The organism is Corynebacterium tuberculostearicum (genome assembly GCF_022347235.1).
In the GTDB taxonomy this organism is placed as follows: domain Bacteria; phylum Actinomycetota; class Actinomycetes; order Mycobacteriales; family Mycobacteriaceae; genus Corynebacterium; species Corynebacterium tuberculostearicum_F.
In genome coordinates, this window is the sequence record NZ_JAKRDX010000002.1 from 205,577 (window position 1) to 220,697 (window position 15,121).

General features: G+C 50.5%; 10 protein-coding genes and 1 tRNA gene. 10 read left to right on the forward strand and 1 reads right to left on the reverse strand.

Going from position 1 to position 15,121, the window contains the following annotated elements; translation table 11 throughout:
- Positions 1-3 precede the first annotated feature (3 nt).
- The 8 genes from MHK09_RS02090 to MHK09_RS02125 all read left to right on the forward strand — a co-directional run bounded on the left by MHK09_RS02090 (position 4) and on the right by MHK09_RS02125 (position 12,022).
- Positions 4-1,218, forward strand: a complete 1,215-nt coding sequence (locus MHK09_RS02090; RefSeq protein WP_250412528.1) for a glycosyltransferase — start codon at positions 4-6, stop codon at positions 1,216-1,218.
- Positions 1,219-1,334: 116 nt separating this feature from the next.
- Entirely contained in the window at positions 1,335-2,633 is a 1,299-nt protein-coding gene (locus MHK09_RS11775) for a glycosyltransferase family 4 protein (protein WP_250412529.1), read from the forward strand.
- Positions 2,634-3,285: 652 nt separating this feature from the next.
- The gene (locus MHK09_RS02100) at positions 3,286-5,373 is read left to right on the forward strand and encodes a glycosyltransferase (protein ID WP_250412530.1); all 2,088 of its coding nucleotides are present in this window, start codon (positions 3,286-3,288) and stop codon (positions 5,371-5,373) included.
- Positions 5,374-5,489: 116 nt separating this feature from the next.
- Entirely contained in the window at positions 5,490-6,422 is a 933-nt protein-coding gene (locus MHK09_RS02105) for an ABC transporter permease (RefSeq protein WP_250412531.1), read from the forward strand.
- An 11-nt stretch (positions 6,423-6,433) separates the two neighbouring features.
- Positions 6,434-7,372 (forward strand): ABC transporter ATP-binding protein, encoded by a 939-nt coding sequence (locus MHK09_RS02110; RefSeq protein ID WP_225746626.1) that lies wholly within the window; start codon positions 6,434-6,436, stop codon positions 7,370-7,372.
- Between the two features lie 425 nt (positions 7,373-7,797).
- The gene (locus tag MHK09_RS02115) at positions 7,798-9,936 is read left to right on the forward strand and encodes a glycosyltransferase family protein (RefSeq protein WP_250412532.1); all 2,139 of its coding nucleotides are present in this window, start codon (positions 7,798-7,800) and stop codon (positions 9,934-9,936) included.
- Between the two features lie 18 nt (positions 9,937-9,954).
- Positions 9,955-11,202 (forward strand): glycosyltransferase, encoded by a 1,248-nt coding sequence (locus MHK09_RS02120; RefSeq protein WP_250412533.1) that lies wholly within the window; start codon positions 9,955-9,957, stop codon positions 11,200-11,202.
- Positions 11,192-12,022: a hypothetical protein gene (locus MHK09_RS02125; RefSeq protein ID WP_250412534.1), complete on the forward strand. Its 831-nt coding sequence runs from the start codon at positions 11,192-11,194 to the stop codon at positions 12,020-12,022. Before MHK09_RS02120 ends, MHK09_RS02125 begins: the two co-directional genes overlap by 11 nt.
- A gap of 107 nt (positions 12,023-12,129) precedes the next feature.
- Here MHK09_RS02125 and wecC read toward each other — a convergent pair whose 3' ends face one another.
- Positions 12,130-13,383 (reverse strand): UDP-N-acetyl-D-mannosamine dehydrogenase, encoded by a 1,254-nt coding sequence (wecC, locus tag MHK09_RS02130; RefSeq protein ID WP_250412535.1) that lies wholly within the window; start codon positions 13,381-13,383, stop codon positions 12,130-12,132.
- 249 nt (positions 13,384-13,632) lie between these two features.
- On the opposite strand from wecC, the gene MHK09_RS02135 reads away from it, so the two are divergent.
- Together MHK09_RS02135 and MHK09_RS02140 are read left to right on the forward strand one after the other, a co-directional pair.
- Positions 13,633-13,706, forward strand: a tRNA-Ile gene (locus tag MHK09_RS02135).
- A 61-nt stretch (positions 13,707-13,767) separates the two neighbouring features.
- Positions 13,768-14,712 (forward strand): UTP--glucose-1-phosphate uridylyltransferase, encoded by a 945-nt coding sequence (locus tag MHK09_RS02140; protein ID WP_250412536.1) that lies wholly within the window; start codon positions 13,768-13,770, stop codon positions 14,710-14,712.
- Positions 14,713-15,121: the final 409 nt, after the last annotated feature.

Here is a 15,121-nt window from a genome sequence, read left to right on the forward strand (position 1 = left end):
AACGTGTTTTTTATCGGCCGCACTCGATTCAGCCAATGTTTGCCAGAAACTAACTCGTGGCATCTTTCGGCAGGTGAAGACAGCGTTAATGCCTATAAGAAGAAGCTCTATGATCCTGAACGTCTGCGTACGCGTGAGAAACTCTTTACTGAGTTAACTTTGGCATCTCTTAATGATGCTCGTATCCAAGCCGGGATCGATTTGATTCATGTGGTGTCCTATTCGGAATCGCTACCTGAACGTTTTAAGAAGGGACTGCACGAAGCGGCTGAGCGTTTCCCCTTCGTTTATTTGGATGAGCAGCCTGACGGTAATTGGGGCTGCAGTTTAGAGGAGATTGCACAGCAGCATGTGGCTGTAGGGGAGACGTACGGACGCTATCGAATTGATGATGACGACGTCGTGGCCCGAGACTATTTCAATAACGTGGCGCCTTATATCGCTGAGCCATTTGCCGGAATGGTAGTCAGCCTTCCACTCGGAATCGAAGCAATTTATGATTCCGAGGAGATCTCATTTTTACGCGTTTCCCATTGGCCGATGTACTCGCTCGGATTGCTCGACGTTTGCCGTCGCAGCGAAGACGGTCGGTTGATTGAGCCTCGAAGCGGGGCACATAACATGGCGGACCGGCGAGGGCCGGTCATTCTGGATTCGCGTGCTCTGAGCTATGTGCGTTTGAATCACGTCGGGCAAGATAGCGGATTGCGTACCGGCGGAGAACAATCCATGTCGGAAATTATGAACTCTCTGGCCCGGTTGCCGGAGGTTAGCGATTTAGACTTTGTGGAGCAGCAATTCCCGCATGTGGCGGCGATAATGCAGCAAGGAGAAAGGCAGGTCATCCAAGGGGAATCTCGGCGCGTTGTTTTGCCATATAGTCTGGAAATTCCCGTTCCTTTACGCAAAGTTCGATTGGTAGTGGAACATGAATTTTCCACTCGCTCGGCCTCACGGGCTGCTGTCGTGTCCTTAGACTTGCGGGATGAAAATGGAAACGCGATTCCACGTGACCTACGCATTAAAGGCATTGGTAATTCTCGCTGGAAAATCATTGGCCACTATTGCTATCTGGAGTCGGTTCCTGGACTTTCGACCACGAATATTGATTTCTTCTTGCCTGAAGGAGTACGGCTTCACGGGCTGAAATTTCTGCCATTTGGTGCGCACAGCATCCCTTTTAAGGTCCACAGTGTCGCCCTCATCAAAGAAAGATAGAAGAGCGCTCCGTGAGTTTAGGAAAGCTAGTAGACCGTCGTAATCGCGTACTGTCAGTAGCGGCTCTGATATACTCGAGCGAGTTTCGAGTGCCGCAAATATAACAATGGAGCGAGGTGGGAATCATTAAGATCCTAGTTCTCTCCCAGTATTGGTTACCTGAAAATGGTGTACCTCAGCGGCGATGGGCGTGGTTGACTCGAATCTTGCAACGCAATGGTCATGAAGTGGTGGTTGTCTGCCCGCCAGCTCATTATGAGCGTTCAGTTTCCATACGCGAATGGTTGCAATCGGCGCGACCGTGGAACCGCTTTAAACTTGAAAAAGGACCCAACGAGGAGACGGTTGTTCGAACTGGGTACTTCCCAGTTGGGCGTTCTTTGAGCAGTCGTATTCTCAACCAGGCCGCAGTCGCATTGTCGATGATGGTGTTTCCGGTTCGTATTCCTAGAGAACTAAAACACTATTCTCCTGATTTGGTTATCGGCACAGTCCCAGCTTTGCCTACCTCGGTGGTGACTCGCGCAATTGCGAAGAAGTACCGAAAGCCTTATGTCATCGATCTTCGTGATGCGTGGCCTGCGCTCTTAAATGTCAGCGATGATTGGAATTCAGCCACTGGAGCACCTTCACTGCGAGAACGAATCGCCCGCCACGGATTTTTACAGTCGTTGTCTTGGCTTACCGAACAAGCAATGAACCGTGTGCTGAAGAAGGCTGACGGAATCATCACGACCTCGGAAAGGCTCGAAGAATGGCTCCGCATCGAGCACGAGTCTTCGACGCAGTCGATGACAACGATCCGCAACGTGTTTCCACCACGTACGACTTATAGAAAACGAGGCGTACAAGAAAACACCGAACCTCTGCGGGTCCTTTACGCAGGGACGCTCGGCCGCGCCCAAAAACTCGGCAATGCTCTTGAAGCTGCCCGTTTGGCACAAGATACTGGAGTGCCAGTAAAGCTCAGGTTTGTTGGCGATGGAGCTGCATGGAATGAGTTGCACGATCTAGCCGAGAAGCTCGGCGTGGACGTGGAATTTAGGCACCGCGCCGCAGCAGAGGATCTTGAAGAACACTATGAATGGGCGGATACGGCACTTGTTCATCTGGCAGGGTGGGAGCCGCTTACTCGTACCATTCCTTCAAAGACCTATGAGCTCATGAGTATAGGATTGCACATCTCTGCTGCAGTGGAGGGCGAGTGCGCGGACCTAATTGAGGACTTGGACGCCGGCCACGTTGTTACTCCTGAAGCGCCGGAGGAGCTTGCTGAACTGTGGGCTCACTTATCGGCCGAGCGCTCCCTGCTAAATACAAACAGGGCAGGGAAGAACTGGGTAAAAAATGAGCGCGATGAAGTCGTTCCACAACGGCTACTTGACTTTATCGCTGGCATCGCAAGCGAGGACTAATGCGCATTTGCTCAATGAGAGAAACCGAGGTTATTCCTACAGAACAACACGTATGGCTCCTCAAATTCGATGATTCACTCGCAGTCCACTTAGGGGCAATCGGAAGCGAGGTGAGTGTACTTTCTTCCCCAAATGATGTTCCACATTCACCCAAACAGGGAGACCGACTTCTCGTCCTAGGCTCTGGCCCTTCGAGCATTGACGGGCATCCCAATGATGAGGCCACGAAGACGGTCGAAAGATGGCTAAGCACTAGCGGCGTGGATGCGTATTGGCTCCTGCCCGCCGCAGGGCCCGCAACTGCTGGCATCTTAAATGCCGCCCTCGCACGAGAAGATACCCTTGTCATTTATGGTGCTTCTCGAGCAGGAGACTGCGTATGGCTCAAACTGGAAAAACACACTACATGCTCTGAAGACATGGCAGATACACGCGAAGAAATTCTCTCTCAGTCGCTACAGTTGTTCCACTCTCCTTTCAGAGAGCAGCAAACTAGTGCCTGCCAGGGCAGGGGCACTGCGAACCAAGCAGATGCGCTCCCGAGCATTAGAAGTCAGCTCATCTTGAAGATTGCCCCTCTGGCCAAGCCACTCAAGCAACGTCTGCCAAAGCAGGTCGTGGTTACGCTGTACAAGATTCTGGAGAAAATTCGATGACCCGTACACCAGGGATCAGTCTGATTCTTCCTTCCTATAATAATTCCCAAACCCTTGCTCGGAGCCTCGAATCCGTTGCGGCGCAGACCTTGTCTGATTCACTCATTGAGCTTATCGTCGTGCTAAATGGCGCAGCCGATCGTTCGCGCACCATCGTGGAGAGCTTTCGGGCAGCGCATCCTGAAATTGAAGTTGTGTGCGTAGTTTCCAAGCGCAATGGGGCGGGTCGGGCCCGCAACCTCGGTCTGACACTCGCGTCCCGTACGTATGTAACTTTCCTCGACGATGATGATGCGCTGGAGTCGCAGTATTTAGAGCGAGCTTGGTCTGCGTGTGGACCTGCGGCCATTGCGGTTGTAGGAATTCAAGACGTCGATTCGGACGGTACCGCTCTTGCTTCAAATTCTTTGGATGCTCGAATCATGGGGCTGCGAGGAAAGACTGCCCCTCTACACGCTGCTCCGTGGTTGCTGGGGTTTAATGCTTCGAAAGTGTTTCCCATCGAGGTCGCCACTCGTTTGCGTTTTGCAGAAGATCTTCGGTCAGGGGAAGATGTCGTCTTCTTTGCCCAGTTCCTTGACTTTCCTGCACTCGCATTCCGGATTCCTTCAGACCTTAACGGTGCTCGCTATCTCCGCACGATGACTCCGAATTCGGTGTCTCGCCAAAAAATCGACTTTGACTTTGCGGTGCGGCAAAGGCTCGAATGTATTTCTAGGATTCGTCCGGCGGCCCGTCCTTATGACCAATCTCCCACGACTGTAGCGCGCAATGCGCTTGTCGACGCCCAGTTTTCGTTTGTCAGAGACTATCTGACGCGCTTTCCGGAGCACACTGGCGATGCGATCAAGCTGGCGACTGAGCTTGGGGTATCTGGACTTCCTTGGGCTGGGTTGCGCGCGGAAACTGCATCCCGCGTCGTGTTCTCTTATTGCTTCCCGCCGTTTGCAGATACTGCCGGCAATGTTGCTTCAAAGCGAATTCGTGAGCAAGGCGAGCTCGTGGATGTCTTCTCTGCCAACATGTCAAAGGTAAGAAGCATTGACTCCAGCTCGTTGTTGATGGTGGAGCAATTCATTGGGCATCGCGAAGTCCTAGACGTCACGCCGTCGTTTAGCAATTGGTTTTTGATTTGCTCGTTTGCCACTTACGCAGCTCGTCGTGCTTCTAAGCTTTCGCGAAAGCAAGGTGGCTATCAATCAATGTATTCCCGGTCGATGTGGTCGGGCTCCCATGCCGCAGGCGTTTTGTTTAAGCTTAGGCATCCGTCTGTTACTTGGGAAGCAGAGTTTTCAGATCCCATGCGCCTTGACGCACAAGGGCAGCAGCGCAAGGGAAAGATCTCTCCGCATCCCGTAACCATGAGGTTGCGACGACTAGTCTCGCGCGCTGGAATTGATACGCAATCGCTAGATTCGCATTTTGCTTTGACTGAAGCTGCAACGTTCATCGCTGCCGATACCTTGGTCTTCACCAATGAAATACAGCGAGAACTGATGTTGGCACCGTATCCACAACACTTGAGAGAGCAATTCCTCTCTAAGTCGACGGTCCTGGCTCAATCGCAGCCCGATTCCGGCTTGTACGAACTTGTGCAGCCGGAATATGAGCTGGAGGAGCACCGCGTACATGTGGGATACTTCGGATCCTTCTATGAAAATCGCGGTGTTGGTGACGTTGTGAAGGCGATCACAGCTCTACCTGAAGATCTCCGTCAGGTTGTTCGTCTGCATATCTTTTGTCCGAATCCAGAGAAAGCGCAGGCACAGCTCTGGGCATTAGGGGCACCAGAGCAAGTAATAGTCAATGCGGCTTTGCCGTACTTGGAATTCCTAAACCTTGCACAGAAATTCGACGCTCTACTTGTTAACGACACTGATGTATCAGGCACTGATTTTGCGGTAAATCCGTTCTTGCCTTCGAAGTTTGCAGATTATTCGGGCGCCGGAGTTCCAATTTGGGGAATTCTTACTAAAGACTCGCCGCTTTCGAAGCAACAGATGCGTTATCGCTCAGGAGCCGGTGACTTTTCCTCGGTCGTTAGTGCGCTGCGAACCATCATCGAAACGGGGATGAGTCAATAATGCTTGCGGTTAGGCCTAAGCTAACCCTTCGCGGGTATCATCTTAAGAGTTCTATCAAGTGCGAGCACGGATCGTGCATAGTCGACCCCTACAACGAACGAAAGGATTGGTGACGAATGAAGCTCAACCTATCCAATTCGCAGCGTTCGCGTCAGGCCGAAACTCAGCAGCGAATTAAAGATATCGAGAATCACGACGGCCCAGTAATTATCGTTGATAAGGGGCGACTGACACCGCTTCAGACGCGTCCATCGCTGAAAGACTATGTGCTCCAGCTATGGGAGCGCCGACATTTTATCTGGGCAGATGCTCGTTCAAAGGCGCTTCGTACGACGCGTGATTATCGTTTGTGGAAGCTTTGGCTAGTTATCAACCCATTGCTTAACGTTGTCTTTTACGGCTTTTTGTTCGGTGTCCTCTTCAAGACATCACGCGGTGTGCCTAACTTTGTTGGCTACTTATTTATTGGCACTACTTTTATGCCAATGATGTCGGGCCTGCTGTCTCAAGGCACAAGTTTGCTTCCCTCAAATCGGGCTATGATCCGTGCATTCAACTTTCCAACAGCTTCGTTGGCGTTTTCGCAAACGCTTCGTTCAGCAATCGATAACCTGATTCCTGCTGCTGTTTCGATTGTCGTCGCATTGCTACTCCAATGGCATACGGTGCCTTCTTGGAAAGTGATTTTCGTTGTTCCGTTGTTCTTAATGATCCACATTTTCGGTTGTGGGTTATTGATGATAGCGGCCCGCGTGGGCGCACAAATCCCTGATGTTAAAGCAGTAGTGCCACTGGTTACGCAGGCTTGGTTCTTCTTGTCAGGCGTCATGTTTACGCTTGACCGTTTTGACCATGTGCCTACGGTGAAGCAGATCATGAGTCACAATCCGGCGTATGAGTTCCTAAGCGCAGTACGTAACGTCGCTATCTACGACACCATTCCGTCCCTTAGCGAGTGGGGTTCGCTGTGCGCCTGGACCTTTGGACTATTTGCAGTTGGGTTCCTGTTCTTCTGGCAGGCCGAAGACCGATACGTCCGATTGACCTAGAAAGGCACCTCGTGGATATCAGTTACATTGAAGACGCCAACGTAGTTGTTAATCGGGTAAGCAAGCGATACGTGATTTCGCAATCGCGTTCGGATGATGCCTCTGTTGTGCGTACACGCAAACAAGACCAAGTTGTCGATGCTCTGGTCGATGCTTCCTTGGTGGTAAAACCGGGCGAATCTGTTGGCATTATTGGCCTAAACGGTTCGGGTAAATCTACGCTCCTTTCAATCATCGCGGGTGGCCAAGCCCCGACTTCAGGACAGGTGCTTACTTCGTCTACGCCAACGCTGATGGGGGTGGCTCCTGCACTGCAGGGTGGCCTTACCGGTGCACAGAATATTTACGTGGGGTGTCTGGCTCTGGGAATGACCCCGGAGGAGGCTAAAGCGCAGATTCCCCTTATTGCCGAATGGACGGAGCTTGGGGACGCAATTAATCGTCCAAAGTCAACCTATTCGTCGGGTATGGGCGCGCGCCTTGCTTTTGCAATTTCCACGGCGATTAAGCCTGAGATTCTTCTCATCGACGAAGCACTCTCAACCGGCGATGCCGCCTTCGCAGCAAAAGCTTCGGCTCGTATGAGCGAATTGCTTGATCGCGCTGGCAACCTCTTTTTGGTCTCACACTCGATTTCAGATGTGGAAAAGAACTGCAAGCGATGTATATGGATTAATAAAGGCCACATCATCGCGGACGGTCCGACCGACGTCGTCGCGCCGAAGTATCACGAATGGGCTCGGTTGATGGGCAAACCTGACAAACAACCAGGTTTTGACTATCTAGAAGAAGTTATTGCTGCTTATGATCCACCCCGAGTGCTTCTTGAGCAAACTAGAGCACCGAACCAAACCGCGCGAGCTGTGCAACCTACTAAATTGAATCAAAGGAAACGGTCGCCAAAACATCGCAGGGATAAACGATTTTACAGGGGCGGGAGACACCGCTAACAGTTGCAAGGGCAATGTGTAGCGAAGAGACTAAGGCTTATGAAATTCGGTTCTTCATGCTGTGTTGCTATTGCAACGGCACAGGAAATAGAGCTACTTGGATTAAGTTTCGCCTTCTGGCTTTTCAAAGATACTGCCCAAGCTTTCTTCGATGGATATTGCGCTTACAAGTGAGCGAACACAGGTAGCTTGTAGTAAAATTCAAGTCATTCGTGCTTTACGTAATGCTCCTTTAATTCGGAACAAACCATCTAAATACTGCCGAGATCTCTGAGGGTTACATCTGAATTGGCAGAAATGCTTCCGGTGAAAACGGTAAGCTGGCTTGGATGGTTTTCTTCTATGAAAGAACGTTGCGTTGACTATCTGCGAAAATGCAGGCGAAAGACGACACTATCGTTGGGGTAGGACGTAGAGAGGTCGAAATGAAAAAAATTCTTTTAAAGCAACAGCTCCAAATGCTTATTGCTGTGTCCTTGGCACTAGGGAGTGCTATGGCAACAGTAGGCTATTTGCTTACCGGTACACATTGGCTGCTACTACTTTGCGTAATTTTCTATTCAGCAACGGTGCTTGGGATTTTTCTTGTTGCGATCCGTGGAATGAACGCATCTATTAAGGCGGTACACACTGCATCGAGAAGCGAGGCCGTCCTTCTGGGACAAAGTAGCCAAATTTCCGATTCTGCTCGTAAAATCAAGCTTCTAAATCCTATTATCAGAAATACTGCAGGCTCCGTTGGAAAAATGGCGCCTAATGTACGCAAATTGGTTGAAAGCGGTAAAGTCGCTCAGCCGGCTGCTTCGTCGCAGGCACCGAAGGTTGAAAATCCTCCGCAAAAGTTGAATTTTCCACCGATCCCTGAGCCCGCTGACAAGTCAGATAGATTCCCGAAAACCGTAATGGTAATCGCTGACGATTTTACTGCCAATGCTTTTTCTTTTGAGTGGAATCAGATTCAGCCGACCAAAGAAAACTGGTTGAAGCAATTAGACGAAAATGACGTTGATCTTCTCTTTGTCGAAAGCGCTTGGGAAGGAAATTCCGGGGAGTGGCGCTACCAGCTAACAGGTTCTCTGGCGCCGCGACCAGAGATTCAAGAGCTAGTAGCAGAATGTAAGAAGCGTGGTATTCCAACAGCTTTTTGGAACAAGGAAGATCCGCCACACTTCGAAGACTTCCTGCGTTCTGCAGCATTATTTGACTACGTATTTACTACGGACGTCAACAAAATTGATGACTACAAGAGAGAGCTCGGGCACAACCGAATTAAAGTGCTTCCGTTTGCAGCACAACCCAAAATTCATAACCCAGCGCATGTGAAAGGAGTGGAGCGTTCGAGGGACGTAGTTTTCGGTGGTATGTACTTTAGGCATAAGTACCCTGAACGTCGCGCCCAAATGGATTTCTTGCTCCCAGCGGCATCCAAATTTGGACTAGATATTTTCTCTCGACAACTGGGGACAGATCCCAACTACCAATTTCCATCGCCTTATGATAGTCACGTGAGGGGATCACTTCCGTATCCTTCAATGCTTACGGCATATCACGCGTACAAAACCGTGCTGAATGTTAATTCGGTAGTTGGGTCACCCAGCATGTGCGCTCGCCGAATTTTGGAAGCCACTGCCTGCGGTGCTGCAGTCGTCACGCCTTATACTCCGGCAATTGAAATGTTCTACCCGAATGAACAAATTACCGTTGTCCGCGATGAACAAGAGACGTATCAGAAGCTCAGGATTTTGATTCGCTCCAAAGATTTTCGCGAAAGAAAAGTACATGTGGCGCAACGAAATACGTGGAAGAACCATACGTATCGTACACGCGCTGTCGAAATCCTTAACACTTGTGGAATCGAAGTCAGCGAAGTTCCAGAGCGAATCTCTGTGATAAGTCCTACTATCCGCCCTGAGAATGTAGACAATATTTTCCAAAATTTTGCACGGCAGTCTTTCCGTGATAAGGAACTATTGGTTGCTTGCCATGGATTTGCTTTATCAGAGACTGAGCTGCAAAACCTTAAGCAAAAATACGAAATCGAGGGCGTTGTTGTACTGTCAGCCCCTGCAGAGGCTACTCTTGCTGACAATTTAAACGCTATGATCAACGCTGCCACAGGCGATGTCATCGCTCGCATGGATGATGATGATTGGTATGGCGAATATTATCTCGAGGACATGTATAACAGCCTTCAGTTTTCCCAGGCTGATGTGGTCGGAAAAGCAGCGTCATATATCTATTTCCAGGGCAGCGACATGACCGTTTTGACAATGCCAAATATGGAACATAAGTATTCACAATTCGTTCGTGGCGCGACAATTATGGGGCGTAAAGAAACATTTGTCGACACCCCATTCCCGAACGGTAAACGAGGGGAAGATAGTGACTTTTTGACTGCGATTCTCGAGAAGGGTGGAAGAATATATAGCACAGATCGATTCAACTTTTCTGTAACTAGGTTGGCCGAGAAAGAAAGCCATACTTGGGCGGCTTCCGATGATTTGCTCTTTGGTACAGGCGAAATGAAGTATATCGGTCAAGCGCTTGACCAAATTTCCGTGTAGGTTCATAAAAGGAAAAGAATGAAAACGCTCTTTATTGGTCAGACTAGGTTCTCGCTTTACATCCCAAATTCAATGAGTTGGAATTTGGCTCGTTCAAAGTCCGAGGACGAATATATGAAGGCTCTTTATGCTGACGAGCGATTAGGGCCGAGAATGGACATTTTTGAGAACTTGTCGGTTCCACAGCTTGCTTTAGCTGCTGAAGACCATCATGTGGTGCATTTTGTTCAGTATTCAAGCTCCCTACCAGAAAAGTATCAGACCCGCCTCAGAGCTCTAGCCGAGAAATATGATTTCTTGGAGCTTTACGTAAACGATTCTCAAGTTCAACATTCTGAACTTATTAATCGAGCGGCTAAAGAGCGCCTAGAAAACGAACGTGGCTTGGTTTCTTTTGCCTGGTATCGTCTCGATGATGATGACATTCTCGGTAAAGATTTCTTCAAAATGGCTGAGCCGTATGTCACCCCTGAACACGCTGGTTATGTATTGTCTTTCGGTCGGGGATATACCACGGTGTATATGGACGGTTCGTTGTGGGACCTGCGTGAACTGTACCGGCCAAAAACCTCAGTCGGTCAAATGTATATTTGTAGTTTCGATTCTGAATCCGGTCGATTTATCGAGCCGCCGCGTCAAGATCATGCCCAAATCGACAAGTGGGCGCCGACGATTTTGGACAGTCGATCGACGAACTTCATTACGATGTTGCACCCGAACCAAGACGGACATCAACGAGGTGGCTATGCCGAGGCAATCGGACGTATTTTTCGTGAGCAGCAACAACTTCCATTAGCTTCAAGCACTGGTGCATTCTCTGACGCGTTTCCCGTAATTGCGCGCTCCCTTCAGAAAGAAGAGGACGTCGTGTTTGATGCTCGAGGAATGAGTGAAACTCAAGCTACGCAACTTGGTACCGAAATTACTGAACTCGAGTTCCGCGGAGGCGGGGAGTTCAAAGAAGTTGAGTTTGCTATCCGATTGCCAAACGCGGTTCTTGGCGAGCGCGTATTCATGGGCCTGCGCTTTGACGAAGGTATCCCGGGAGATTTCGACGAAAGCAAGTCTCGCTGGAAGAAATATGGCAAAGACATTTTGGTTATCGGATTCCCCGTTAAGGCATTGGTTCAACAGCGCGTGGTGGTTGAACCGGAATTGACTCAAAGAGAACCAAAGTTGATTTTCTGGCACTCGAAAGGACTTGCTAACGAAACTGTTCTTCTCGAGTTCGTTAAGACACGAGGAGCTAGTCTAAGTGCTGATTAGTATAAACAACCTAGCTCGCCAGAAGTTTGCTTCGAAACAGACATATGATTTTACTGTTGCCTTTGAATCTGGGCTTGAAGTCGACCTGCGTTTAGTATGTGGTTTGTTTGATCGTGAGCTTCCTCTGTTTGTCAATTTGAACGGTGCGGTCGATCGCACACGTTCTGCGTTACCCATTTTTCAGCGTTCTTCGTGGGCAGAGGAACTTGGTTATCATTCATTGTTTATTTGCGATCCAACATTGCGCTTCAGCGACGTAGCGGGCCTTGGTTGGGGTATTGGTTGTGTTGAGCAGCACGGAATTCAAGCTATGTTGCAATGTGTTGACGCGATTCGCGCCGGACTTAATGCAGCAGAGGCTTTGATTGGGGATAAGACACTCTATTTCGGAAGTTCGGCTGGAGGTTTCCAGTCAATCCTTCTGGCTACCAAGGATAGGAATTCTGCAGCTTTAGCTATTAATCCTCAGATCCGAATTACTGATTTTTTTGAACGCGCAGTTGAAAATGCATTATGGGCCGGACTAGGCACTGCGAGCGTTGAAGAAGCTCTGGAGAAATATCCGGAGAGGCTCGACGCGTTAGTGATGATGAGTTTAGAGCAACGGACTCCCGAGTGTTACGTGCTTATGAATGCATCATCTCGTCAGGATATGTTCAGGGATTTTAATCATCTGACCGCATGTGTGAAGGGCAGCCTAGAGTTCAAGAATCCGTTCGAGATTTGGCTATATTCAGACTCGAAACTCGGTCATAACCCTCCTACCAAGGAAGAGACGCTGAGATATATCCGTAAGTTCGTAAACGCTGCTTCCGTCTAGTCGGGGTTTAACGGCATAAGTTTAGGGCTAATTGACAATCAATTAGCCCTAAACTTATGCCTGCTTTTCTTCAATGTAGAAGATACGACTTAACTAATCACGGTCAGCTATCGCCACAGGCCTTTTGTATCGACTACCTTCTTGCCTTCGAACTGGTTATTGGTAAGCGCCTTGAACTCCTTGTGATCGACGAGCAGGACGATGACGTCGGCCTGCTCGAGAGCGTCGGTGTAGTTGGTGAGTTCGACGTTGTCGAAGCCCTTGAGTCGCTTTGGCAGCTCGCTAACGTTTGGCTCGACAGCGAGAATCTGCTTATCCTCGAGCTCTTCTGCAAGATCGACGGCGATGTTGAGAGCAGGGGACTCGCGCAGGTCATCGATGTCAGCCTTGAAGGCCAGGCCGAAGACCGCAATATTGGAAGCGTTGGATTCTTCCACTGCCTTCTTGACCTTGTCGATAACCCAAGTGGGCTTGCTGTCGTTGACGTTGCGAGCGGTGTGGATGAGCTTAGAGTTCTCCGGGTCAGCGGCAACGATGAACCACGGATCGACCGCGATGCAGTGGCCACCGACACCCGGGCCAGGCTGCAAGATATTCACGCGTGGGTGGTGGTTGGCGAGGTTGATGAGCTCCCATACGTTGATGCCAAGCTTGTCGCAGATGAGCGAAAGCTCGTTCGCAAAAGCGATATTGACATCGCGGAAGGAGTTCTCGGTGAGCTTTGCCATTTCTGCAGTTACGTCGTTGGTAGCAAGTAGCTCACCCTTGCAGAAGGTGGCGTAGATTTCGGTTGCGCGACGAGTAGCCTCAGCGGTTTGGCCGCCGATGATTCGGTCATTGGTACGCAGCTCTTCCATTGCATAGCCCGGAAGAATGCGCTCAGGGCAGTGCGCAAAATAGATAACGGGTTTGTTGTCTGGATTCTCAGCACCATCTGCAACGAGGTCAGGTCGGCACTTCAAGATGCGCTGTGCCATCTTTGCAGTGGTTTGCGGAGGAGAGGTGGACTCGAGGACGATAAGTTCATCGCCGACCAGCTGAGGAGCGATCGCTTCTGCGGCCGAATAGATGTACTTCATATCGACGTCATAGTTGTCGGTGAAGGGGGTAGGGACTGCAATGATGTAGGCGTCAGAGTGAACCTGTTCCGTGGTGGCGCGGAAGCGGCCAGACTCGAGCGCTGCAGTGAGTTCTTCCTGCAGACCTGGCTCGACGATTGTGACTTCACCGCGATTGATCTTTTCTACATTCACCGTATTGACATCAACGCCGACCACGTTCACCCCAGAGTTGGCCATGACGACTGCTGTGGGCAATCCGATATAGCCAAGGCCGACGAACGCCACATTAAGACTGGACATCAATACTCTCCTAAGGGGGACTGGTTGGGTTGAAACTAAATATGATTGTACGAGGTTTGAGGGATTCGGGATCTAGTTTGCAATGAAAGTAGCGGGAATAAACTATTCTAACCAATTGTTCAGTGGGTCACACCGCTGAGCATGTACTTTCGGGAGGCAATGCCTGGGGAGGCAACCTCGAGGCAATGGAATTGGCCACGAATAGCCTGATGTAGCATGTCTTTAAAGCGTCGGCTTGCTCGGCGTTTGGGGGCTATAGCTCAGTCGGTTAGAGTCGCGGACTCATAATCCGCTGGTCCCGGGTTCGCGCCCCGGTGGCTCCACAACATCTTTCATTGACCTCGTTTGCCCATTGTTCGAGGTCTAAACGTGTAGGTTTAGCGTATGGAAAAATTGGAGCACACTGACACCGCTGTTCAACCAACGACGAAAACAGCGGGAATTCGAACCGTTGTCGTCCCCGCTGCAGGTATGGGAACGCGATTCCTTCCAGCAACGAAGACTGTTCCAAAGGAGCTTCTTCCTGTGGTTGATACGCCTGGTATCGAGATGATCGCGGAAGAAGCCGCAGCGACAGGCGCTTCGAGGCTGGCGATTGTGACGTCGCCGAGCAAAGACGAGGTTATGCGTCACTTTGATGAGTTCCCTGAGCTCGTTGAGATTCTCCGTGCACGGGGCAAAGATGAGCAGGCGGCGAAGGTAGAACGTGCGGCGAAAATTATCCATCCAGTTGCAGTGACTCAGGAGAAGCCTCTAGGCCTAGGACATGCTGTAGGTTTGGCCGAGTCTGTTCTAGATGACGATGAAGACTTCTTTGCTGTCATGCTTCCAGATGACGTCATTGAGCCGACTGCAGCTATGGGCGAAATGATTCGGGCACGTCAGGAGAAGGGCGGTTCCGTTCTGTTGGCAGTGGAAGTGGACCCTGCACATGTATCTAATTATGGCGTGTTCGATATTGAGGCTACTGACGACGCCCGCGTAAAGAAGGTCGTAGGCATGGTGGAAAAGCCAGCGGCTGAGGACGCTCCGTCGAATTTGGTCGCTACTGGTCGTTATCTGTTGGATCGCGCGATTTTCGACGCCCTACGCCGCATCGAACCAGGCAAGGGCGGAGAGCTGCAGCTTACGGATGCGATCGATCTGCTCATTTCCGAGGGACACCCCGTCCACGTCGTTGTCCACGATGGCATTCGCCACGACCTTGGTAACCCAGCAGGCTTCATCCCTGCCAGCGTTGAATTCGGCCTCCGTCACCCGAAGTATGGCGCGGCGTTGTTCCATGACCTGGAAGCGATTATGGAAAAGTACCGGCCGGAGTTGGGCTAACGATTAGTATCGAATCACTGAATCATTTGAGCTGCAGCACATTTAATCGAACTTTTTGTACCTGGCAGACACGTCCTAGGATCGTCTGCAAGGTTCGACACAAAAAGGTGAATTGGCTCGAGTGAAGGCGCGGAAGCGCGGGCAATCTCGATTTCAGGATTGGGGTAGAGCGGTGAGCAGAGGGCGTCGCCAAGCGCCCGCCCCTTTTAGCCCAGTCCGAACGAACTCCTGCAGCATTACTGTCTTCGGTGAGACGGTGCCGTAGCGCTCGTGTGGGAAGCGGTGGGGTGGTGTCCGAGTGTTCAGTGGCATGGATGCCTTGCTGAAGTTGTGAATTTCCGATTCATCGACGTTGGTCTGCTCCACGCGGGGGTGGGGTGGTTAGGTGGGGCGTCGGCAAGCAAGGCGG

Excerpts from the sequence above, each read along its gene's own strand:
- MHK09_RS02100 (WP_250412530.1), top strand. The coding sequence starts at position 3,286 with ATGACCCGTACACCAGGGATCAGTCTGATTCTTCCTTCCTATAATAAT.
- MHK09_RS02105 (WP_250412531.1), top strand. The coding sequence starts at position 5,490 with ATGAAGCTCAACCTATCCAATTCGCAGCGTTCGCGTCAGGCCGAAACT.
- MHK09_RS02115 (WP_250412532.1), top strand. The coding sequence starts at position 7,798 with ATGAAAAAAATTCTTTTAAAGCAACAGCTCCAAATGCTTATTGCTGTG.
- MHK09_RS02120 (WP_250412533.1), top strand. The coding sequence starts at position 9,955 with ATGAAAACGCTCTTTATTGGTCAGACTAGGTTCTCGCTTTACATCCCA.
- wecC (WP_250412535.1), bottom strand. The coding sequence starts at position 13,383 with ATGTCCAGTCTTAATGTGGCGTTCGTCGGCCTTGGCTATATCGGATTG.
- MHK09_RS02140 (WP_250412536.1), top strand. The coding sequence starts at position 13,768 with ATGGAAAAATTGGAGCACACTGACACCGCTGTTCAACCAACGACGAAA.